Annotated in this window: 16 protein-coding genes and 1 pseudogene; 4 read left to right on the forward strand and 13 right to left on the reverse strand. The window is 44.2% G+C overall.

Features of this window, described 5'->3' with window-relative positions:
• Positions 1–186: 186 nt before the first annotated feature.
• The 3 genes from lysC to EYS00_RS13505 all read right to left on the reverse strand — a co-directional run bounded on the left by lysC (position 187) and on the right by EYS00_RS13505 (position 5041).
• Positions 187–1536, reverse strand: coding sequence for a lysine-sensitive aspartokinase 3 (gene lysC / locus EYS00_RS13495; RefSeq protein WP_130637468.1), 1350 nt, complete (start codon positions 1534–1536; stop codon positions 187–189).
• Positions 1537–1611: 75 nt separating this feature from the next.
• On the reverse strand, positions 1612–2046 hold the full coding sequence (locus EYS00_RS13500) for a DUF192 domain-containing protein (RefSeq protein ID WP_130637470.1): 435 nt from the start codon (positions 2044–2046) through the stop codon (positions 1612–1614).
• A gap of 178 nt (positions 2047–2224) precedes the next feature.
• Positions 2225–5041, reverse strand: a complete 2817-nt coding sequence (locus EYS00_RS13505) for a bifunctional aconitate hydratase 2/2-methylisocitrate dehydratase (RefSeq protein ID WP_130637472.1) — start codon at positions 5039–5041, stop codon at positions 2225–2227.
• Between the two features lie 503 nt (positions 5042–5544).
• Between EYS00_RS13505 and EYS00_RS13510 the strand changes: the two genes are divergently transcribed.
• Positions 5545–7104 carry an AMP-binding protein gene (locus EYS00_RS13510; RefSeq protein ID WP_130637474.1) on the forward strand — a complete coding sequence of 520 codons (1560 nt, stop codon included), beginning with the start codon at positions 5545–5547 and terminating at the stop codon, positions 7102–7104.
• Between the two features lie 39 nt (positions 7105–7143).
• Here EYS00_RS13510 and EYS00_RS13515 read toward each other — a convergent pair whose 3' ends face one another.
• From EYS00_RS13515 to EYS00_RS13525, 3 genes are all read right to left on the reverse strand, one after another.
• Positions 7144–8913, reverse strand: a complete 1770-nt coding sequence (locus EYS00_RS13515; protein WP_130637476.1) for a diguanylate cyclase — start codon at positions 8911–8913, stop codon at positions 7144–7146.
• Between the two features lie 101 nt (positions 8914–9014).
• Entirely contained in the window at positions 9015–9671 is a 657-nt protein-coding gene (locus tag EYS00_RS13520) for a hypothetical protein (protein ID WP_130637478.1), read from the reverse strand.
• Positions 9672–9683: 12 nt separating this feature from the next.
• Entirely contained in the window at positions 9684–10133 is a 450-nt protein-coding gene (locus EYS00_RS13525) for a hypothetical protein (protein WP_130637480.1), read from the reverse strand.
• A gap of 157 nt (positions 10134–10290) precedes the next feature.
• On the opposite strand from EYS00_RS13525, the gene EYS00_RS13530 reads away from it, so the two are divergent.
• The 3 genes from EYS00_RS13530 (at position 10291) to EYS00_RS13540 (ending at position 14208) form a co-directional block, all read left to right on the forward strand.
• Positions 10291–10704, forward strand: coding sequence for a hypothetical protein (locus EYS00_RS13530; protein ID WP_130637482.1), 414 nt, complete (start codon positions 10291–10293; stop codon positions 10702–10704).
• 146 nt (positions 10705–10850) lie between these two features.
• Positions 10851–12977 carry a TonB-dependent siderophore receptor gene (locus EYS00_RS13535; protein ID WP_130637484.1) on the forward strand — a complete coding sequence of 709 codons (2127 nt, stop codon included), beginning with the start codon at positions 10851–10853 and terminating at the stop codon, positions 12975–12977.
• 160 nt (positions 12978–13137) lie between these two features.
• Positions 13138–14208, forward strand: a complete 1071-nt coding sequence (locus tag EYS00_RS13540; RefSeq protein WP_242618768.1) for a DUF1624 domain-containing protein — start codon at positions 13138–13140, stop codon at positions 14206–14208.
• 87 nt (positions 14209–14295) lie between these two features.
• Here the strand turns inward: EYS00_RS13540 and EYS00_RS13545 are convergent, their stop codons facing one another.
• From EYS00_RS13545 to EYS00_RS13575, 7 genes and pseudogenes are all read right to left on the reverse strand, one after another.
• A complete protein-coding gene (locus tag EYS00_RS13545; RefSeq protein WP_130637486.1) occupies positions 14296–15621 on the reverse strand; it encodes a CDC27 family protein in 1326 nt (441 codons plus the stop codon).
• Positions 15622–15625: 4 nt separating this feature from the next.
• Positions 15626–16235: pseudogene (locus tag EYS00_RS13550) on the reverse strand (energy transducer TonB).
• A gap of 3 nt (positions 16236–16238) precedes the next feature.
• Positions 16239–16646 (reverse strand): biopolymer transporter ExbD, encoded by a 408-nt coding sequence (locus EYS00_RS13555; protein WP_012517280.1) that lies wholly within the window; start codon positions 16644–16646, stop codon positions 16239–16241.
• Between the two features lie 29 nt (positions 16647–16675).
• The gene (locus tag EYS00_RS13560) at positions 16676–17194 is read right to left on the reverse strand and encodes a MotA/TolQ/ExbB proton channel family protein (protein WP_130637490.1); all 519 of its coding nucleotides are present in this window, start codon (positions 17192–17194) and stop codon (positions 16676–16678) included.
• A gap of 2 nt (positions 17195–17196) precedes the next feature.
• The gene (locus EYS00_RS13565) at positions 17197–18558 is read right to left on the reverse strand and encodes a MotA/TolQ/ExbB proton channel family protein (protein ID WP_130637492.1); all 1362 of its coding nucleotides are present in this window, start codon (positions 18556–18558) and stop codon (positions 17197–17199) included.
• Positions 18559–18571: 13 nt separating this feature from the next.
• Positions 18572–19330: a DUF3450 domain-containing protein gene (locus EYS00_RS13570; RefSeq protein ID WP_130637494.1), complete on the reverse strand. Its 759-nt coding sequence runs from the start codon at positions 19328–19330 to the stop codon at positions 18572–18574.
• Between the two features lie 176 nt (positions 19331–19506).
• On the reverse strand, positions 19507–22158 hold the full coding sequence (locus tag EYS00_RS13575) for a TonB-dependent receptor domain-containing protein (protein ID WP_130637496.1): 2652 nt from the start codon (positions 22156–22158) through the stop codon (positions 19507–19509).
• Positions 22159–22214 lie beyond the last annotated feature (56 nt).

Here is a 22214-nt window from a genome sequence, read left to right on the forward strand (position 1 = left end):
TGAGAATAGATTAGATAGATAAGCTAAACCGAGAGAGCACTATTTCGCCAGTAACCAATTATTCGAGGTACGCAGCGGCCTACTCTACGAATGGGGGAGCTACTAAAAATAAAAAGCCCTGTTAACACAGGGCTTTTTATTTACCTAGAGTACCAAACATCGTTTGGCGTCTTTGATTGCGACACACTATTCAAATAAGGCGCAGTGAAGGTCTTTAACCACGCCGTTACTGTCATCCTCGTTAACGAGAAAAGAGAGGTTGTGAGGGTTTGCACCGAAACAAATCATACGCAAGTCAAAATCGGCAACAGCAGCAAATATCTTACTTGAGACACCAGTCGCCTTCTGCATGTTATTCCCAACTACCGTCACCAGATCATAACCACGTTCAACTTTAACATCACAAATGGTCTCAAGTTCAGCAATGGTTTCATTGTTGAGCCGCTGAGCTACTGAATTCGCAGGGTTATCAAGTGTAAAACTCACTGAAATTTCTGAGGTTGTGACCAAATCTACACTCAAATTATGTTTTGCGATAATCCCAAATACCTGTTGTAGGAACCCCTGAGCGTACATCATCTTAGGTGTTTTTACCGTTACCATGACCTGTTCTTTACGTCTGGTAATTGCACGGTACGGCGGTTCATCATCACAGTCTCGCTTGATCCAAGTTCCGCCTTTTTCGGGCTCTTTACTCGAACCAACAAATACTCGAATATTTTTACGTAGCGCCGGTTCCATAGTAGCAGGGTGAAGCACCTTCGCGCCAAACGTTGCCATTTCGGCGGCCTCTTCGAAGCTTAGCTCTGGTAGCGGACGCGCTGCTGGGGTAATGCGCGGATCCGTAGTGTAGACCCCAATAACATCCGTCCAGATTTCACAAGTTTGCGCATCTAACGCCTCTGCCAGCAATGCTGCGGTAAAGTCTGACCCACCTCGGCCGAGAGTCGTTGTACGACCTTCTTCATCCGCACCTACGAACCCCTGCGTTACCACAACGGCGTGCGCTATTTCTGGTTTGAGTAGTTGTGTTGCTAACGCTTCAATCTTATCAAGCTGTGGCGTAGCCGCTCCGAACTCACTATTCGTACGAAGCACCTTACGAACATCGAAGTTCATCGCATTGGTATTCATTTCACCGAGCACTGCACTGAACAGTAACGATGACATACGTTCGCCCATTGAAAGCAATTGGTCCTTTAAATCACTCCTATGAAGTACTTCTTCATGGAAGGCGAGCTCTCTGACTTCATCGAGCAAACTATTTAGTTTTGGCTCAACTGAAGACTTATCTTTTAACTCGTTGAGTATCGACAATTCAATATCGACAATGGCTTGGTAGGTTGACTCAATTTCTTGTTGCGTCAATGGTGTGTGAGCCAGGCTCACCAAATGATTTGTCACCCCTGCAGAGGCGCTGACAACAACGATTCGCGTAGTTTCGCTGCTACTTACAATACGTGCACAATTTTGCATTGCACCGTAATTAGCAACACTGGTACCGCCGAATTTGGCGATAGATAAAGCATTTGACACTGTGTAACTCCTGCAATGAACGGTTACGTGCTAGCCCCTATTTAATGCTGAGCACAGCTACCGATCACCACCAACTCATTTAACGTTAATTTGGTCGCCTACACTGACCTTGTGCTCAGCGAACCACCCTTGATTCATTTCCAACGCGTACAGTACCTTTTTCGACGAGCCCACGCTTGATAGGTCATGGGGGGTCAAAGGTTTTATATCTGTAATTACGCCATTTCTGTCGATAAATGCTACATCCAGAGGGATATTGGTATTTTTCATCCACATGCCAGCAAATTTTTCTTGGTCAAACTTGAAAAACATCCCGCAGTCGCTGCAAAGTTCAGTACGAAACATGAGTCCTTGCCCACGCTGCTCATAACTTTGCGCATACTCTACCGTGTATTCTTGCTCAGCAATTTCTAACGTTATCTGGTCGAACTCCACACTACCTAGTGGGTTCGCACAGGCGAACGTAACAATAGATAACAACATCACTGCGATGAAACTTAACTTAGCCATTCGACTGTCCTTTTTCGTTTTGTGATTTCGCTTTGGTGAAAAAGCGGCTGTGTAGTTTATACGCGAACTTAGTGAATATTCAACGCCGTATTTCGCATAAAAATTTAACTAGAGCGTATAAAGAAAAAAGCCCCAAACACTGTCGGGGCTTTTCACAACAAATGTTAAAAGCTAACGTTTAGCTAACCGTCTTCACAGCCACATCAGGTGTAAACTTAGGTGCAACACTTAAGTCTTCAGACGGTGGGGCAAACTTAGTTAAGTCAATGCCTTCGACCGCAGCTTTATACTCTTCCATAGTTGGGAAGCGACCTAGTACCGTTGAAAGTACTACAAGTGGTGTAGAACCAAGTAGCGATTCACCTTTCTTCTCTTCAGAATCGGCAACAACACGGCCTTGGAACAAGCGAGTAGAGGTAGCAATAACTGTATCACCTGGCTCAGCCTTTTCTTGGTTACCCATACAAAGGTTACATCCAGGACGCTCTAGGTAAAGAATATTGTCGTACTTAGTACGTGCAGCTTCTTTTGGCTTGTCATCGTCGAATTGGAAGCCTGCGTATTTAGCCAATACTTCCCAATCGCCTTCGGCCTTCAGCTCATCAACAATGTTGTACGTTGGTGGAGCAACAACCAGTGGCGCTTTAAATTCAACACTACCGTTGAGCTTTTCAAGGTTACGCAGCATTTGCGCGATGATTTGCATGTCACCTTTGTGAACCATACAAGACCCAACAAAACCTAAGTCTACTGGCTTACCGTCATAGTAAGATACTGGACGGATAACGTCGTGAGTGTAGCGCTTAGAAACGTCTTCGTTATTTACGTCTGGGTCAGCGATCATTGGTTCTTGGATTTGGTCAAGATCAACCACAAGCTCTGCGTAGTATTTCGCATTGTCGTCTGGTGCAAGTGCTGGAACTTCACCTGACTTGATTTCAGCAATACGTTTGTCAGCAAGCGCAATTAGGCCTTGAAGCATGCTTGCTTCGTTGTCCATGCCCTTGTCGATCATGATTTGAATACGGCTCTTAGCAAGCTCAAGTGACGCAATCATAGTCTCGTCATTAGAGATACAGATTGACGCTTTTGCTTTCATTTCTGCTGACCAGTCAGTGAAGGTAAACGCTTGGTCAGCGAGAAGGGTACCGATTTGAACTTCGATAACACGACCTTGGAATACGTTCTCACCAGCAAATTGCTTAAGCATTTGTGCTTGCGTAGCGTGAACAACATCACGGAAGTCCATGTGCTCTTTCATGCTGCCTTTAAAGGTCACTTTTACAGACTCAGGAATAGGCATTGCTGCTTCACCTGTTGCTAGCGCAAGTGCTACCGTACCCGAGTCGGCACCAAAGGCTACACCTTTAGACATACGCGTGTGAGAGTCACCACCAATGATGATCGCACGGTCATCAATAGTAATGTCATTTAACACTTTGTGAATAACGTCGGTCATTGAGTGGTAAACACCCTTAGGATCACGTGCTGTGATTACACCGAAGTTGTTCATGAATGACATAAGCTTAGGAATGTTCGCTTGCGCTTTTTTGTCCCATACCGATGCAGTGTGACAACCAGACTGGTATGCACCATCAACGATTGTTGAAATCGTTGATGCCGCCATTGCTTCAAGTTCCTGACAGGTCATTGGGCCTGTAGTGTCCTGAGAACCTACAATGTTTACCTTAACGCGAACGTCTGAACCTGTGTGTAGAGGTGAATCAGAAGACACACCTACGGCATTGCGGTTAAAGATTTTTTCAACCGCAGTAAGGCCTTGACCTTCAATTGAAATCTCTTTTGACGGTGCATAAACCTGCGCCGCTTCTACGCCTAGTGTTTCAGCGGCAAATGTTTGAAGTTTCTTACCGAAAACAACCGCATAAGAACCACCCGCTTTCATGAATTCAACTTTTTGCGGCGTGAAGGCATCAGATACGTCAACGAGCTCTTGGTCGCCGTTGTAAAGCTTCTTCGCTTTAGTATCGATAGTGAGTACCGTACCTGTCGCTACAGAATACGCTTCTTCTAGTACTGGATCGCCATTTTCGTCGCGAACCACTTCACCGTTTTCGTCAGTTTTCTTAACCCAGTTTTTCAGGTCAAGACCAATACCGCCGGTTACACCTACAGTCGTAAGGAAGATAGGTGCAATACCGTTAGTACCTGCAACCACTGGTGCAATGTTGATGAATGGAACGTAAGGGCTTGCTTGTTTACCCGCCCAAAGTGCTACGTTGTTAACACCAGACATACGTGAAGAACCAACACCCATGGTACCTTTTTCAGCGATAAGCATCACTTTCGCATCTGGGTGCTTTTTACCTAGTTCAACAATTTCTTGTTGTGCTTCTGGCGTAATCATGCACTGGCCGTGAAGCTCACGGTCGGCGCGAGAGTGCGCTTGGTTACCCGGAGATAGTAAATCAGTTGATATATCACCTTCAGCGGCAATGTAAGTAACAACGTCGATTTTCTCTTCGATGTCAGGTAGCTTGGTAAAGAACTCCGCTTTTGCATAGCTCTCAAGAATATCCGTACAGATTGGGCATCCTTTCTTGTAAGCGGCTTCGAGGCGTGCAGTATCTGCGTCGTATAAAAATACCTGTGTTTTAAGTACTTCAGCTGCCTGCTTAGCGGTATCAACATCGCTACCGTCGATCACTAGATCAAGTAGTACTTCAATAGATGGGCCGCCTTTCATGTGAGAAAGCAATTCAAAAGCAAACTCAGGAGTAATCTCTGCTACCGTTTCTTCACCTAGGATGATTTGCTTTAGGAACTGCGCTTTTACGCCCGCTGCGCTTGTCGTCCCTGGAAGGGTATTGTAAATGAAGAAATTAAGTGAATCTTCTCTGTGCTCGTTGCCTGTGTCTTTGATCTGAGCAATGATTTCTGACAAAAGGTCAGCGCTGTCGATTGGCTTTGGATGTAAACCAAGATCCTTCTTACGGGTCTCGATTTCTGCCATGTAATCTGAATACAAACTCATATATCTCTCTCGGTCTTGTTTGTTATACACATGAAAAGGTTGGGTTTTATATTACCTGATTTTGCCGTCTCAGTTAATCACTATAAATTCAGTGCTTTATTTAACACACGAATATTATCAAAACGATATAAGACCATGGTGTATTGCCTGATTTTCGTCTTACGTCTAACAGTACAAAAAAACAAAATGAATTTCATAAACTTAAACAAAAAACAGAGGGCTAACAATTGCTTAACTCAGGTGAAATACGGTTAGCATAAGCTACGTATTGCCCTTTTCAGGTTATGGTAGGTATTTCCACCAATTATGGTCGTACCAGTTCAAAAAACAGTCTATTTTGAGTATCACTGGAGTATAGCGTGTAATCTCGCATTTTTATGCATTTTCAGTTGTAAAATTATTCATCTATAAGCGCTGTTGATAAGTAGGAATAAAGCAACACATATGTTAATGAAACGTTATTACTGATAGCGTAGTGCCAAGACAAGTTGATGGAATTTTTTATGATAACTTACCCTGCTCATGTCGAATGTTTAGCCGACTACATAGAACTTACCCTAAAGAAGTTTTCAGACAAACCAGCCTATACCGCGCTAGGTCAAACCATGACTTTTGCCGACATTGACCAACGGTCAGAAGCTTTGTCGCGATATCTGATTCATGAAGCGGGTTTAAAACCGGGTGATCGAATTGCCATCCAGTTGCCCAACCTGATCCAAAACCCTATTGCCGTATACGGAGCACTTCGTGCAGGTCTTGTTGTGGTCAATACGAACCCGCTTTACACAGAACGAGAGATGCGCCATCAGTTCACCGATAGTGGTGCTGTTGCTTTGATCATTCTTAGTGATTTGTATCCCAAATTCGACGCTATTAGAAATGATACCGAAATCAAAACTGTCATCACTACCTCGGCCACAGAATTATTGATGCCTGACACTGCCCCTGATGGGTTGTCACTGAGTCATGCGATAAATACAGGAGAAGCTCTACCTCCAGTGACGCGCGCTGCAACTGAGCTCGACGAACTCGCCATGTTGCAATACACAGGTGGCACGACGGGTGTATCGAAAGGGGCAGCGCTGAGCCATAGAAATGTATTAAGTAACAGTATTCAAACGTTAGATCGGTTAGGCGCTCACTTTAAAGAGGGCGAGGAAGTTCTTGTTTGTCCGCTGCCCCTCTATCATATCTATGCGTTCACGGTGTGCATGATTACCCTCTTTGCCAAAGGCAGTCATATTGTACTTATTCCGAATCCTAGGGATATTGACGGTTTTATCAACGCGCTTAAACCACATGTATTTACCGCCTTTGCAGGTATCAATACTTTATTTGTCGGCTTAGGACGACACCCCGAATTCCAGAAGCTCGATTTCTCTGGGTTAAAACTAACCATGTCTGGTGGTACTGCGCTTACGCAAGGCGCTGCAACGTTATGGAAGGAAGTAACGGGTAGCATGATCACTGAAGGTTACGGCCTTTCCGAAACCGCGCCAGTGCTGTGCTTTAATACCCCAGGTTCAGAAGAATTAGGCACGGTAGGCTTACCTTTGTTAGACACAGAAATTGCGTTACTGGATAGCAATGACAAACCAGTGGCCCATGGCGAGTCAGGTCAAATCGCTGCGCGAGGCCCTCAGGTAATGCTCGGATACTGGAATAGAGATGACGAAACTGCCAAAGTAATGACAAAAGACGGATTCTTCAAAACTGGAGATATTGGTGTTGTAGAAGCCAGCGGCGCGATAAAAATCGTCGACAGACTCAAAGACATGATTCTAGTGTCAGGCTTTAATGTTTACCCGAATGAGGTGGAAGACGTTTTGACCTCACATCCAGCCATTGTTGAGGCTGCTGTAGTAGGCAAGGCGGATGAGAAAACTGGTGAGAGAGTGTGTGCCTATATCACAGTGTCTGAACCACTTGATACTGAGACCGTTTTATCTCACTGTAAGCAACTACTTACAAACTACAAAACTCCCAAAGAAGTTACTATTTTGGAAGAATTACCTAAATCGAGTGTAGGTAAAATTCTACGTAGAGAACTTCGTACTGCATAGTCGCTAAATCAGGTGATGAGCAATATCACTGTTCATCACCTATTCGCCACAAACCGTATTCCTGCCTTTGCGCTTTGCTTGATAGAGAGCTAAGTCAGCTTTTTTATAGAGTTCATCATATGTCGCGCTTTTCATATTGCCCGACGACACGCCTATGCTAATGGTTATTTTGCAATCCACTGAAAACGTCATTTCTTCAACGTTTTTTCTAACCTTGTCTGCAAACGTGAGTACCTCACTCGTATCAGTATCCAGTAGAAGAATCGCAAACTCCTCCCCACCCAGACGGGCGACAAAGTCGTCTTCATTACACAATGATGTAAGTTGGTTTGCTAAAGCGATGAGTACTTCATCACCAACGTCGTGACCATGACTATCATTTATATTTTTAAAGTAATCGATATCCAAGAGTAGGAAAGCAATATCACCAGACTTTCCAAATTTATTTAAGAGTTTGTTATCTAGATAACGTCGATTACCAACCCCTGTTAGGTAATCAGTTTGTGATGCGACGGTAAGTGCATGATTAGTTTCTTGGAGACTAAGTAGCTTATGCTTTCTCAGTCGCAGCGCCAAAATGAGTACGATACAAAAAAGCGATATCACTACAGACGCAAACAGATATACCGAGGCATGACGAGAGTCTCTTTCTTGCTGCAATAGCGCCTCTTGCAGCTTAATAACATCGCGCTCTACTTTAAGCTGACTTTCTAGCTTTTGAATAATTCCGTTTTGGGTAAGCGGCTGAATGGTATTTCTACGTTCAATATATTCAGCTTGAACAACGGCAGCAGCTTCGTAGTTACCTAACTTGAGCTCTAATTTTGCCAAGTCCTCGTAAAGCGCCATCTCGCTCTCAACGGAGGTTTTCCCTCGAATTTCATTGATACCTTCTCGATAGACAGACAATGCTTGATCATAGTTTTCCATCACCGCCAGCACTTCAGCTAGTCCGAGGTAGGCAGCAGCAATAGCTTGTGGATACGCGCCACCTCGAGGGTCGTTAATCACATACTCATAAAGCTCAATAGCTTGTTGATAATGACCTAGCTTGTTATGAACGTGGGCTAGATTTACTGTAGATTCGCTGTAAGTAAAATCACTGATATCACTTTGCTGCTCGCGTACAGTCGTTAATATTTGTAACGCCTTCTCCGTATCACTCCCTTTTAGGTAAGACACTGCTAAACCAACAGTTGCATTCATCTCCATCTCAACGTCTTTGATAGAGCGGTGGATAAAGATAGACTTTTGGAAGTAATTCGCCGCTTCGTCATAATCTCCTTGCGAATTGAGTACATTGCCAAGATTGTTGTATACCATCGCCAAATCAGTTGGCTGTTCACTAAGCTTGGCGTATTTCAAAGCTTCAATGTAAAACTTCATGGCACTGTCGTAATCGACTGTCAACTCATAGAAGACGCCCAACGCGCGATAACAGATTGATAGAAGGTGAAAATTTTCAGTAATCTCGGCAACACTTATTGCTTGAGTTAAAAAACCAAACGCATTGTCATTTTTGCCTTGATACATGCTTGCCATGCCCAACAAGCGCAAGGCTACAGCCCGACTTTCGTCATCTTCGTTTTGAATAGCGAGTGGTATCGCTTGTTGCGTGAAATATTCGGTTTGTTCCGGCTCAGAATATAAATAAAGCCTTGCGAGTTGATTGAATATATCTATCTGCTGCGATGCAGAAAGGGTGTTATCTTCAAGTTCTGCTTTAAGTGATTCAATAGTGGAATTCTGAGCAAAAACAGTGAGAGAAAAAAAGACGAGAATCGCAAAAACACCCAATCGATAAAGCATCTACACCTAGTTCAGTTTATGATTTATACAGCTGATACTAAGCGATAATTGTGTATTCGACAACATGGCTGACTGTTAAGTCATAGATATAAATAAAAAAATTAGCGCTTGTTTTGAGCAGTTAATACAGCGTTGATGACCCGTTCTTCATTTGACGTAAACGGCGTCGCGTAATTTTCCGCTTTAACACTTACCCTGCGCTTTAGGGCATTTTCAATCGATTGATTTGCGACTCTGATCTGTTCTGTGAACTGTCCTATGGATATCTGGTTATAAATAAATACGCCAGCTTTCTGATGATTCACCGTAGGTGTAAGGATATCATCGTGCTCTAATAAAAATTCATGCTTGAATATGGCTTGTGCGTTGTTGAAGTCGGGTGTTTTACTCCTGAGTATGGCAGCTTCTGGTATGGCTTTTATTCGCAAATTATCTTCATTCTGTTGCCATGTGACTGCACACAGACTCAATTGGAATGCACTTTCGGTGTTGGCTATAGTGGCGCGGGACATGGGCGATTGCTCATCCATAGATTTCAATTGCTCAAGCACTGCCGAAAGGCGCTCAAACGAAAGATTTTCGAGGGTAACCTCACCACAATTAGACTGATAAACTAACTTAAATGTTTGCTCTAAATAGAAGACCTTGCCGGTATCCTTCCATTGAGACTTTACTTCGCCGGTACTTAACGATTTTCCAGAGCTTGGATGAGAGTTTTTTCTCAACAACGTCGACATCTTTGCGATTAGGCTAAACATAGACCGTCACATTCAAAATTTGTGGGCAGATGCATAACTATCACATCGCTTAGCGTCAATAATAACAACAGCAAATACACGGCCTTGCTTGTCCGACATGTGGTGCACCAAAGTTATACCCAAAGAATAAATCTCTCGCTTAAAAACACCGCATTGTTCATAAAGCTCTGCTGTTGTTGTAGACGTAAAATGCGCGGAATGCGCTCGACTCATTCTCCCAAAGTCTAAGCTTCCATTGAGATAGCGCCTTTCCACGGTAGAATCTTTAATCGTAATATCAGTGAGATACCAAGCATCACTAACCCGCAGCGGTAACAACTCGGCCTGGCTTTCCAACAAATCATAAAACCCTGAACCGGTGGCGCTAACTGCGCGAGCAACCACACTGCTCACTAGAGTACACAATACAGCACAACACACGGCTACCGAAACAAAAAGTCTGATGCCTGTGACTCTATACACGTTACCTCCAAAAGCAGAACTGAACTTATTTTGAGTCTAATACCGTAAGATTAGTAAGTAACAGTCTAGTTAGATCACAACTGCGACGAAAATGAACAAAACATAATATGAGAACCGCTAAGAAGCATTAGGCTTTATACAAACACCGGAAACAGCGATGTACGACTTTAAACAACTTCTTAATGGATTTGACATCAACAATGCGCCAATCGATACCCTGTTGGTATTGCGCGTAACATTAGACAAGGCTGATCCCATACAAGATATTGAGCAGGATCTCTTGGACCTACCCGACTTCCCTGAACGACTTTTTGAAAGTTACGTCGACGAATGGAAGTCCTTTATCAAACGTCAATGTAAAGTCCATAATATTGGCCTTGGTACCGCCTCTCGTGAAAAGCTCGTGAACAAACTCCAAGCGCTTTTTTCAGAGCGCGAGCCATGGTGTAAAAAGGTGCTACAACTCGGCCTTGAGCAAATAACCTACGTTACTCAAATACAAAGCTCAGAAAATATTCAGGTGCTTACCTCATCTCGTAAAAGAGCCATCGAAAGACTGCTGAGTTTATAAAAATCAAGTCAGAATACAGTTCGAAAAAAAGTCAAAACGTTCAACTAGCCAGATAGTACGACTAAATTACTGATACATCTTGAGTTCCGACGAGCCGAGGGTTAATCTACCGGCCTCTTTTGTTATGTTATATCATTTCTATAATTATGAGGCTGAACGTGAAACACACACTTCCTAAGTTTACACTCGCACCATTGGCTCTAGCCTTAAGTACGCAGGTTAGCTTTGCCCAAACCACTGAGACTGACACTGCAGACATTGAAGTTGTTACCGTTGTGCAATCAAAACAAGCGTATCAAGGCGATTTTACTCGCCTAGAAACACCTCAGGCTGAGCTGAGGTTAGATTCAGAAACACTGCAGGACTTTGGCGCCATTGATCTTACTCAAGCACTTGATTTATCGGCCTCAGTTGCACGTCAAAACAACTTTGGTGGACTGTGGAATAGCTTTGCTATTCGCGGATTTGTTGGCGATGAAAACTTACCAAGCAACTACCTAGTCAACGGGTTTAATGCCGGTCGTGGTTTTGGCGGTCCTCGTGATTTATCAGGCATAGAATCGGTAGAAGTACTAAAAGGGCCAAGAGCTGCGTTATTTGGCCGAGGTGAACCAGGTGGAACAATAAACCTTGTCACTAAGCGACCTACATTTGATGAGAGTGGTGAGTTTAGAGTATCTGTAGGAAGTTGGAGTCGCTATCGTACCGATGTAGATTACACAACACCGGTATCTGACGACGTAGCCATAAGACTCGTTGGCTTTTTTGAGGACGCTGAGAGCTTTCGCGATACGGTAGAAACCACAAAGCATGGTTTCAGCCCATCCATAGCATGGCGTATTAGCGACGATAGCCAATTGACCTATGAGCTGGAATACAGCAACCAAGAAATCCCATTTGACCGCGGTATTGTTGAAATCAATGGCGATTTAGACGCACTTCCAGCAAGTCGTTTTCTTGGTGAGCCGGGCGATGGTCCCATCGAAACAGAAGTACTAGGGCATCAGCTAGAGTTGCAGCATGACTTTAGTGATGATTGGAGCGGCCTTGTTGGCGTTAACTTCAGAGACACATCTCTCGAAGGTTTTGCCACTGAGAATGGTTTTGGTAGTGTTAGCGAAGATGGCGATTTCAGCCGTTTCCGTAGATATCGTAAATACGATGCCACCTACTATGTTTTGCGCGCGGAACTGAGTGGTGAGTTTGAAACCGCTGGTTTAACCCACCGTATTATTCTGGGTGTCGACAAAGACGAATTCGAAAATGATCAGTTCTTCCTTCGTGTTCGTGATGGGCAAGGTGGCAGTGTCAGTCAAAGCATCAATGTATACAACCCTGTATACGGCAGCTATGAGCTACCAGAGCCGCTACCCAATACAGACAGAGTAGAAACTCAAGAATCCTTTGGTGTCTATGTACAAGACCAAATCAGCGTAACAGACAGTATTGATGTTCGAATCGGTGCGCGTTTTGATGATTACAAACAAGAACTTGTGAACCGACGTTCTGATCCCTACTCGATTACTGAACAAACTGAATCACGCTTAAGTCCTCAGTTAGGGTTAGTGTTCAAAAGCTCTGAAAACTTGTCTTTCTATGCGGTTTACGGAGAAAACTTTAGACCACTCTCTGGCACCGATAAAGACGGGAATGGCCACGAACCAAATCAATCAACATCGATTGAAGCGGGAGCAAACTTCCTACTTAACAAGGGTAACATCCAAGGTACGGTGGCATTATTCAATGTTAAGCAAGACAGTATCCTTGTGGTAGATGACGTAAATACCTTTACCACCGCGGCCATTGGTGAAGCCGAGAGTAAAGGTGTCGAAGTGGATATCGTAGGAAATATCAAAGACGATCTGAGTGTTTGGTTCTCATATGCTTACATAGACGCCGAAACAAAAAATCAATTCTTTGATGCGAACTTTGGTTTTGATGTAGAGCCGGGTAGCCCACTATTAAACGTACCTGAGCAGCAACTGACACTGCAGTTAGTACAAGAACTAAACATTGGTGGGTCACCAATGTCTTTGGGCGGTGCTATTGTTCACGTAGGTAAACGAAATGGTTTCTTTGGTGCGGACTTTGAGTTACCAAGCTACACCACGGTACGGCTATTCTCTACTTACGAACTCACGCCAGAAGTAGAGCTTCGACTAGAAGTAGATAACTTGCTTGATGATCGTTACTACCCAAATTCATTCTCGAATACTTGGGTACAACCTGGCGCGCCAAGAAACTTTACATTATCAGCGTCATACAGCTTCTAATACGCCGTTATGTAACTCTCGCAGCGAGCTAGTCAGCTCGCTGCAACTTACTCCATATTGAGAGATGTTATGGGAAACGAAAATACATATCCAACTCGGATTGCGTCCATAGATTTGTTGCGGGGCTTAGTGATTCTCATCATGATGGTGGACCACGTACGTGAACGCGTTTTTTATGCATACCCCTGTGGGTGACCCGATTAACGATTCTGTGTCAACTGAACTCTTCTTCACTCGTTACGCCACCCACTTTTGTGCGCCTATTTTTATTTTTCTCGCAGGTATGTCTGCTTATCTATACGCACACCCTACAAACAAGCCACACAGATCACCCACGAGTTTTCTACTCAAACGCGGCATTGTGCTCATTGCCATTGAAGTAGTGTTGTACTATCTAGTCTGGATAGACTACATCGCCACGACCGTATGGTTACAAGTTTTATGGGCCATTGGTGTAAGTATGATTGGTCTTGCTTTCGCGTGTCACCTTCCTAAATTGGCAATAGGAGCGTTAGGTTTAGTCATAGTATTCGGCCACAATGCATTGTCACCGATAACATTTGTTCCAGGAGAGTGGGGATATGTTATGTGGTCAATCTTACATGACCAAAACGACCTGGGGACAATTTTTGGATTTAAGTTTCGCGCGTCATACCCAGTGCTACCTTGGTTCGGTGTCATTCTACTTGGCTACTTCGCAGGTCCAATTTACACCAAGGCTTTCGACGCTATTGCCCGTCGTAAACTACTCATTGTCGGTGGCTTTATTAGCTTATTTATATTATTGACAATCCGTTGGCTGAACTTTTATGGTGAAACACTGCCATGGAGCATACAAGACTCGGCAATAGCCACAGTAAGGGACTTTCTCAATTTCAGCAAATATCCACCGTCTTTGAACTACCTTCTTATAACGCTTGGATTCGGTGCTTTTGTTTTAGCGTGGTTAGACACGATTAAAGAAAAAAACCCAGTATTCAGACTTCTGAAGGTTTATGGTTCAGTGCCTATGTTCGCCTATATTGTTCACTTATATGTTTTATTGGCGGCATACTGGATATTCTATGGAATAGTAGGTGCTCCCCATGGAACTCGATTTGGTTTGGACTCAGTTGCGCAGATATGGATTGGTGCAGCGATGCTAATTGCCTTGTTGTACTATCCTGCGAAACGATTCTCTAATTACAAACACAAAGAGAAGCATAACAAGCCCTGGTTGAGCTACTTCTGATGCACCATTATTCTACGACCCAGACTAGGGTCGAGATACAAAAAAGCCGCTTTAAAAGCGGCGTTTTTTAATGGTTTAAACGGTGTATTATTCGGCGTCTAATTCGGCAGCCAATCGCTCTGCCTGATCTTTCTCAGACTGAACAAACTGCTTCCATTGACGAGCCATAGCACGGCTTTTGTCGTGGGCTTCTGCTTCTGCCAATTGATTTAATGCCAAAGCATATTGCTTCATGTTGTAAAGCGACATACCTTTGATTAAGTACACTAAACCTGGGTTGCGCATTTCACCTTTTTCAATAGCACGGTCAGCCGCTTCAATAGCTTCCTCGAAACGCTCTTCGTTTAGAAGAATTTGAGCCACTTGCGCGTCTATCTCACCATCTTCAGACAGCTCCGCCGCCTGCATCATTACAGGAATGGCTTTGTCTTGCTCTTTGGCTAGTGTCCAGCTTTGACCTAGGAACTTAAGGTTTCTTAAGTTGCTCTCAAGTACACCATCATTCATTGCTTGTTCCATAAGCAAGGCACCTTTAAACGGCGCTCTGTGATAGTAGTAAAGCTGCGCTAGATTGAAGATATCTGCCGCTGACTCTACATAGCCTTGCTGATAAGCAGACTCCATGATTGCCAACTGCTTACGCTCTTCACCTAATTCACCATACATACCTGCTAACTGGATCCAGTACTTAGGTTCGCTGTATAGTTTCACTAGCTTAACAAGTACATCTTTTACTTGTTCTGGCTGCTTGAGCTCGTAGAAAATAGCACGCTGAAGAATCAACCATCCCTCATCAGGCAACATACCTTCCGCCTCGTGTTCTACTATGGCTTGCGTTATCCAATCTCGCGCTTCTGCGTACTGTTTGTTTTGATAGTATGCTTGTGCTTTCAATACTTTATTTTTTGGTGGAATAACACCGGTATTGATCGCTTCCCAACGCTCCAAAAACTCGATAGTACGTGAATAGTTACCCTGCATTAGGTGAAGCTGGGCAAGACTGAACAGGGTGGTCATTTCAAATCGTTCAGGAATTGGTTGTTGATCAACTACCTTTTCGAACGACTCAAGGGCCATGTCGTAATCTTCGTTGTTGTAATAAATAAAGCCGAAGAAGTTATACATCATGGCTTTCTCATAGCTATTCATTGAGCTTGATTTTTCTTCAACCTCTTTAAGAATAGCGATGGCTTCTTCAACATTACCCGCTTCATCAGCAGCAGTTTGAGCACGGGATAGCTGCTCGTATACTTTTGAGCGAAGTGTAGGTACACGACGGGTGGGTCTGTCACTAGCACGTTGCTCTTGGGCCACAGCTTCGGTAGAAACAACCATTGATGGTACGGTTACCGTTGCAGATGCAATTGCAAACGTAATGGCGCTTAGTAGCTTGTTCGTTTGTTTCTTCATCATACGATTACCCATCAATTTGGAAAGTAATACGGTTTTGCACACCAGAAACTTCGGTGGCTTCGCCATTTACTACCCGCGGCTTATATTTAAACTTCATCGCAGCATCTATTGCGGCTTGTTCGAAGATTCCCTGAGGATTGGCTTCAACAACAATAGGGTCGCGAACTGCACCTTGTTTAGTTACCGTAAACTCAACAATAACAAACCCTTCGATACCACGCTGCAATGCACGACGAGGATATACTGGAGCCACTTTAACAATAGGAAGATATTCACCATCGCCTGACTCGAGTGCCAGTCCACCATCTAGTGAAATATCGTCACCCACATCAGCACCAAAATCCATTGAGTTACCCTCTGCATTAGGTGTTGGAGAATCCATTTGTGGCTGCTCCATCTGCGGGGGTGGCTGCTCTGGCTTAGGTGGCTTTTTGGGTTTACGATCGGTTTTCTCGACCTGTTCGTCTTGTTTCACACGAACAAAGTCAAGCACACTACCCTTAGGCGGTTCTGTTAGGGCGCTGCCTCCCATCTTGATCAGCGATTGCATCAAGAAAAACCAGGCCTAACGTTATCGCAAGGGATATTACAAATGCGATTAAATATCGTGGCATGATTTATTGCTCTTGGGCTGCAATCGAAACATCGTATACGCCCGCTGCACGAGACGCGTCCATAACTTTAATCAAAGTCTCTGTTGTTGCTTTCTTATCCGCTTGGATAACAACAGTGCCTTGAGGATTTTCAGCGTGCAAACGTTCGATGTTTGCTTGTACTGCTCGTACATCGATACGACGCTTGTTAATCCAAATCTCACCTTTATCCGAGATAGCAATCAAAATGTTCGCACGGTCTTTCTTAACCGCAGTAGCCGCTTCAGGACGGTTTACATCGATACCTGCTTCTTTCACAAAAGACGCTGTAACGATAAAGAAGATCAACATGATAAATACAACGTCCAGCATGGGCGTCATATCGATATTTGCTTCTTCCTCATCAACCAAATTTTGAAAGTGCTGCTTCATAATAAATACCTTACCTTAACGCCGGAGCATTAACGTTGAATAGACAATGCATCCTCAAGATGCGTGCGTTCTGATTTCACCATGCGGTTTAACCAAGTAGAGGCAAATACGCCTGAAAGTGCGCCAACCATTCCCGCCATAGTTGGGATAGTTGCTTTTGATACACCTGACGCCATAGAACGAGCATTACCCGAACCTGAAATCGCCATTACATCAAACACTTCAATCATACCGGTTACCGTACCCATCAAGCCTAGTAGCGGACATAACGCAACTAGCGACTGAATAATGGGAATGCTGCCGTTTAGGCGCATGGTTAACTCTGAAATCATTTTCTGACGAACTTGTTCCGCAAACCAAGAAGAGCGGTCGCTTCTAGCATCCCAAAGGGTTACCGCTTGCTTCTTAGCTTGTTTATGCCAAACCATCAGATACATGGCACGCTCGAGGATCAAAAGCCACATAACGAATATCAGCAGACCGATGACCAGGAGAACCTGGCCACCTGTTTCTGTGAAATCGCGAATTGCTTCCAGAAACTCGATCATGATTAGCCTCGCTCAGCGCGCTCTGCGATAACCCCAGAGGCTTGCTCTTGAAGGATATAAACAATGTTCTTACTACGGGTGTTAAGCATTGCGTAAAGTAAAGTCATTGGGATAGCAACAACAAGACCTAGTACCGTAGTTACAAGTGCAGTTGAAATACCACCTGCCATTAGTTTCGGGTCACCTGTTCCGAACAAGGTAATTGCTTGGAAGGTATTGATCATACCGGTTACTGTACCTAGTAGACCCATAAGCGGTGCCACTACAGAGATGATCTTAATAATGGTTAGGTTGCGACCTAGTTTCGGTACTTCGCCAAGAATTGCTTCAGTTAAGTGAAGCTCTAGTGCTTCAACGTCAGCATCTGGATGCTCGTCACGTACTTTAAGTACACGACCAAGTGGGTTGTTAGTCTTAACTTCTTTGCTCTTAAGCTGGCTGTTAACCTTCATGCGAATCAAGCTTAGTGAAACTAGGCGTTCTAGAGCTAGTAATAGGCCGAAAGCACCAACGATAAGAATGATGTAACCTACCGGTCCACCCTGCTCTACACGCTCTTGCAAGTTAGGCGCTTGAACAAGAAGACCAAGGATAGATCCACCGGTTGGGTCGATACCGAATTGAACTAGCTCGCCGTTTGAAGCTTGTAACTCAGCAGCAGAAGCCATGTAACGGTCAGCAGGTTGACGAATAAGTTCTGAAACCGTACCAGTCACACCGTTGTATTCAAGAAATTTACCGTCTGCAACCAACGCAAAAGGACCTACGCGAACAACGCTCTTGTTCACCTTAGCACCACCAGCCTCAACAACATCAGTAGTAAAGCTTGTTACCTTGCCTGACTCTGTCATTTCGCGTTGCATCTCGTACCAAACACGCTCAATTTCTTCAATTGAGGCTAGTTTAGAACTTGAACCCATGCTTTGTGCCATTTCATCGAGGAATTCAGAACGGCCAGAGATTTGTGCAGAAATCATAGAGTTATAGAATTTGTTCTTTGTGTCGCCAGCCACTTGCTGAAGTACACCAAACAATTCTTTAAGTGAACCAAGACGAGTATCAAGTGCACCGTTAAGGTCACCCAATTTAAACTCGTTTTCTTCAAACTGTGTTTCTAAACGCTCAGAATCAAGAAGTAACTGGTCACGGCGAGCGAGTGTTTCACGCAAAATACGCTCTTGTTCGCTTCGCTGTGCAATGAAATCTGCTTCACGTTGTTTGTTTTGCTCTGACTGTGCGAATTGACCCGCTTCAAGCTGTGCAAGTAGTGCGTCTAAATCAAGTGCGCGTTCGTTTGCCACTGCACCCATGCTGATGCTCAGCGCCGCTAGACCAACAGCAATACGTTTTACTGTATTAAACATTATCATCAACCTCTTAGTCCGTAATAGCCACTGGCATCATTAACAAATCTGGTGCTAGTTGCTTCTTAGCCATGCGTAACCCTTTAGTAATTTGAGTACGGTAGCTGCTGTCTAGCTCTTCCCATTGGCGGGTTTGCTTATTCCAAACACCTTGAAGGCTGGCATCACGAGTTTGGTACATAAGTGCAGTGCGGCCTAAGCGTAAAAACTCAACGTCACGCTCTTGACCACTGATAGTGTGGATACCGCTGTAGGCTTCCATTGTACGGCCGTAATCCATCTCAATTTGATAAGCTTCCATTACACGACGGAATTTCTCAGATGCTGCAACATCGGCGCGATCCATCATCGATTTAAGGTCTGCGATACGGTCTGTACGCTCTTGAGGAAGGAACGGAACGTCCAACGCGATGAACTGTTCAAGACCATCAATCATACGAAGCATGAGTGGAGTGATTTGACGCTCAACAACCGATACTTCATCGATTGCTGCATTTAGGTCAGCCATTTCTTGTTCTTGATTGTTAATCTGGCGACCTAATTGGCCGTTATAAACTTCAAGACCTTCAATTTCTTTCATCAACGTTTTGAACTGTTGTAGTTTGTCATCAATTTGATCAGTGATGCCGTTGATGGTTTCCTGCGAACTAGCAGCAGATTCATTGATTTGTGCTGCCGAATCGACAACGGGTTTTAAGACATCATCGTCTTGTGCGAGCGCTGGGGCCGCAGCGAGCGTACCTGCAACAAGCAAAGCATTGATAAGCTTCATACGTTCAAACCTTTAAAGTTAAAAGAAACCGGACTTTTCCGACTATAAAATTCTGCGCGTAGGATAGGGATTTTCTATGACAGTTTTATTACATGACTGTCATAAAACTTTTGAACTGATTAAAGCGCATTAGATCAAAAAAGGCCGCGATGGCGGCCTTTTTTATAAGAGGTTGATTAGAAATCGTATTTGTACGAAACCCTAAAACTTGTACCTCTTGTTTCAGACCTTAATAGCGTATCTTCGAAAGAAATTTCTCTATCTTCACCGAGTACATTTTGTACTCTAAATGTGACAGTGCTATTAAAGTCAGGATAGTACTTGTAGACCACGTCTAATGAGTGGAATGGCTGCTCATAACTGTCATCGAAACCATCGATACCAGCAATAAGAATACGCTCACCAAATACGTTGTACACAACAGAAGCTGAGTGTTCACCGTTGTCTGAGTCAAAGCCCAACTGCAAGTTTAAAACGTATTCAGAGTGACCTGTCATACGGCGTACTTCATTGGTGATTGCCGCAGAAACACCCGTTTGTTCAACAATGTTCTGACGATCTAACACGATTTCAGAGTCACTGACTGTGACGTTACCTGTAACAAACAAGTTATCCCAGATACCCGTTCCAATGAACTCTAAACCCTGAAGGAATTCAACTTCCACACCGTACACTTCACCAGATTCGGCGTTAGCAATACGGATAAGTGGCGGTCCGTCCTGTGCAGGAGACTGAACAGATTCAATAGGGTTTTCCATGTCTTTGTAGAACAAACCTACAGAAACATTGTTACCCGCTTCACGATACCATTCCCAACGAACATCATAGTTAATGATATCTGTAGTTTGTACACCAGGTGTACCCGCAATTGGGAAGTTAGTCAGTGGGTCAAGGTAAGTCGCCGCAGATACTTCACGAAGGTCTGGACGTACTACGGTTTGACCAACACTCGCACGAAGTTGCATATCATCTTCAAGGAAGTAAGTTACCGCTAGCGCAGGATAGAAAGCATCTTCTTGGAACGCTAATTGTGATCGGTCATCTTCGTCGCTCAAGTCGAACTGGTTAGTTCGAGGATCAAGTGGAGCAACCACCTGACGGAAGTCTTCCCAACGTGCACCACCCGTGAAACGCCACTTGTTGTCGTAGAAGAAATCAGCTTCAAAGTAGTAAGCATCAATCTTTTGACCCGCGACGTAATCATCACCAGCAATGGTAGTATCACGAATAAGTGGGCGACTAGACAGCTCAATTGTCTCTAGTACGCTATCACTGAAGATTTCACCGAAATCACTACCCGCAAGAATTGAACGGTCTTCAACACCTAGGGTATTAATGTCAAAACGGCGGTTTTCCGCAGTACGCGTCTTAGTCACAAAACTCGCACCTACTTTGAATTCCGTTTCCCACTTACCAAACATAGTTGGGTAGGTAACGTTGTAACCAAAGTTTTCTAGGCGATCGTGTAGGTTTTGGAAGGTATAACGAGCAGCAGTTTGCGCATCCGCTAGGCCCATTTCCGTATCTAAATCAAAAACACCGTCTTCATTCGCGTCTTGAATAACGAAGCGCGTATTAAAGTTACCTGGCGCATTACGTACTGAGCGACCCAAAGAGTAAGTCCAATCAACACCCATAAAGTTTAGCTCTGGGAAGGTATGCATACCTTTGATTTGATTGGTGTACAGCGTACGTTCTTCGTATTGTACGTCGATATCGCGAATACGAAGGCCTTCAGCAATACTCAAGTTTTCGGTATTACCAAACATTTCACGTACTTCGTCACGTGTGTCGTTCAGCGCAATAACACTGTAATCAATACGGTGGTTACGGTTGTAATCCACACCCATGGTCAACAGGGTAGACCATGTGACTGTTTTTTCTGTACCGCGAATATCATCGAAGAAGCGAACGTTTACAATGTTATCACCCACTAAATCTGGGTCTTGTAGTTCATATTCTTCACTCGCACGGGTCTGCGCAGAATAACGAGATGTCAGTAAGAAACCAAAACGCCAATCATCGTCATAATCGTAACTATTACCTAGGGTAACGTTAAAACGCATGTCTGGGTCAGCACTTTCTTCAAACGTACCGTAGTCGCGCTTGATGCCTTTGAAAAGCTCAAGGGCTTCACTAGGCTCTAAGTCATCTAGAAAGTTTTTGCTATCCCAACGTTCTTGAATTTCTGCAGAAACGGCACGGTTGCCGTCGTCTTCACCAAACCAGTCGCGATCGCCACCTTCATAGGCGATAACGTCGCCGGTAGTTTCGGTATCAATGCCTACTGCTGCAGATACGTTGAATACTTTCTGCGTTGGAATAGACTTCAGACGGATATCAACATTACCACCACCAAATGCCGCTGGCATTGAAGGTGAGTAAGATTTCTGTACCGCTAAGCTCTCAATGATACTCGCCGGGAATAAATCTAACGGAATTACGTTACGGGTAGGATCCGGGCTAGGTACGATCGCGCCATTTAGCTGAGTAGATGAATAACGTTCACCCAAACCACGAACGTAAATGAATCGACCATCAACCAGGGTCAAACCTGTTACACGGCGTAGTGCGCCCGCTGCATCGCTATCACCGGTACGGGAAATCTGTTCCGCGCCCATGATATCAGCAACAAACGCTTGGTTCTTGCGTTCTTCCATAACAGCCGTAGCGGTACCTTTTAATCGAGTACCTGTAGCTACTACTTCTTCAATCACATTGTCTTCGTCTGACTCTTGCGCAGAAATAGTAGTTGCTGGGAGCGTCATGCCCATAGCAACGGCTAAAGTGATGGGTTTTAGAAGAAACCTGTTAGCAGGTCTGTTCATAATTAACCTCTTCGAAAGCGAATTTTTTCTCACGGAAAACCGTGTATTACAAACTT

This window comes from Alteromonas sp. KUL49 (genome assembly GCF_006538345.1).
GTDB lineage: Bacteria > Pseudomonadota > Gammaproteobacteria > Enterobacterales > Alteromonadaceae > Alteromonas.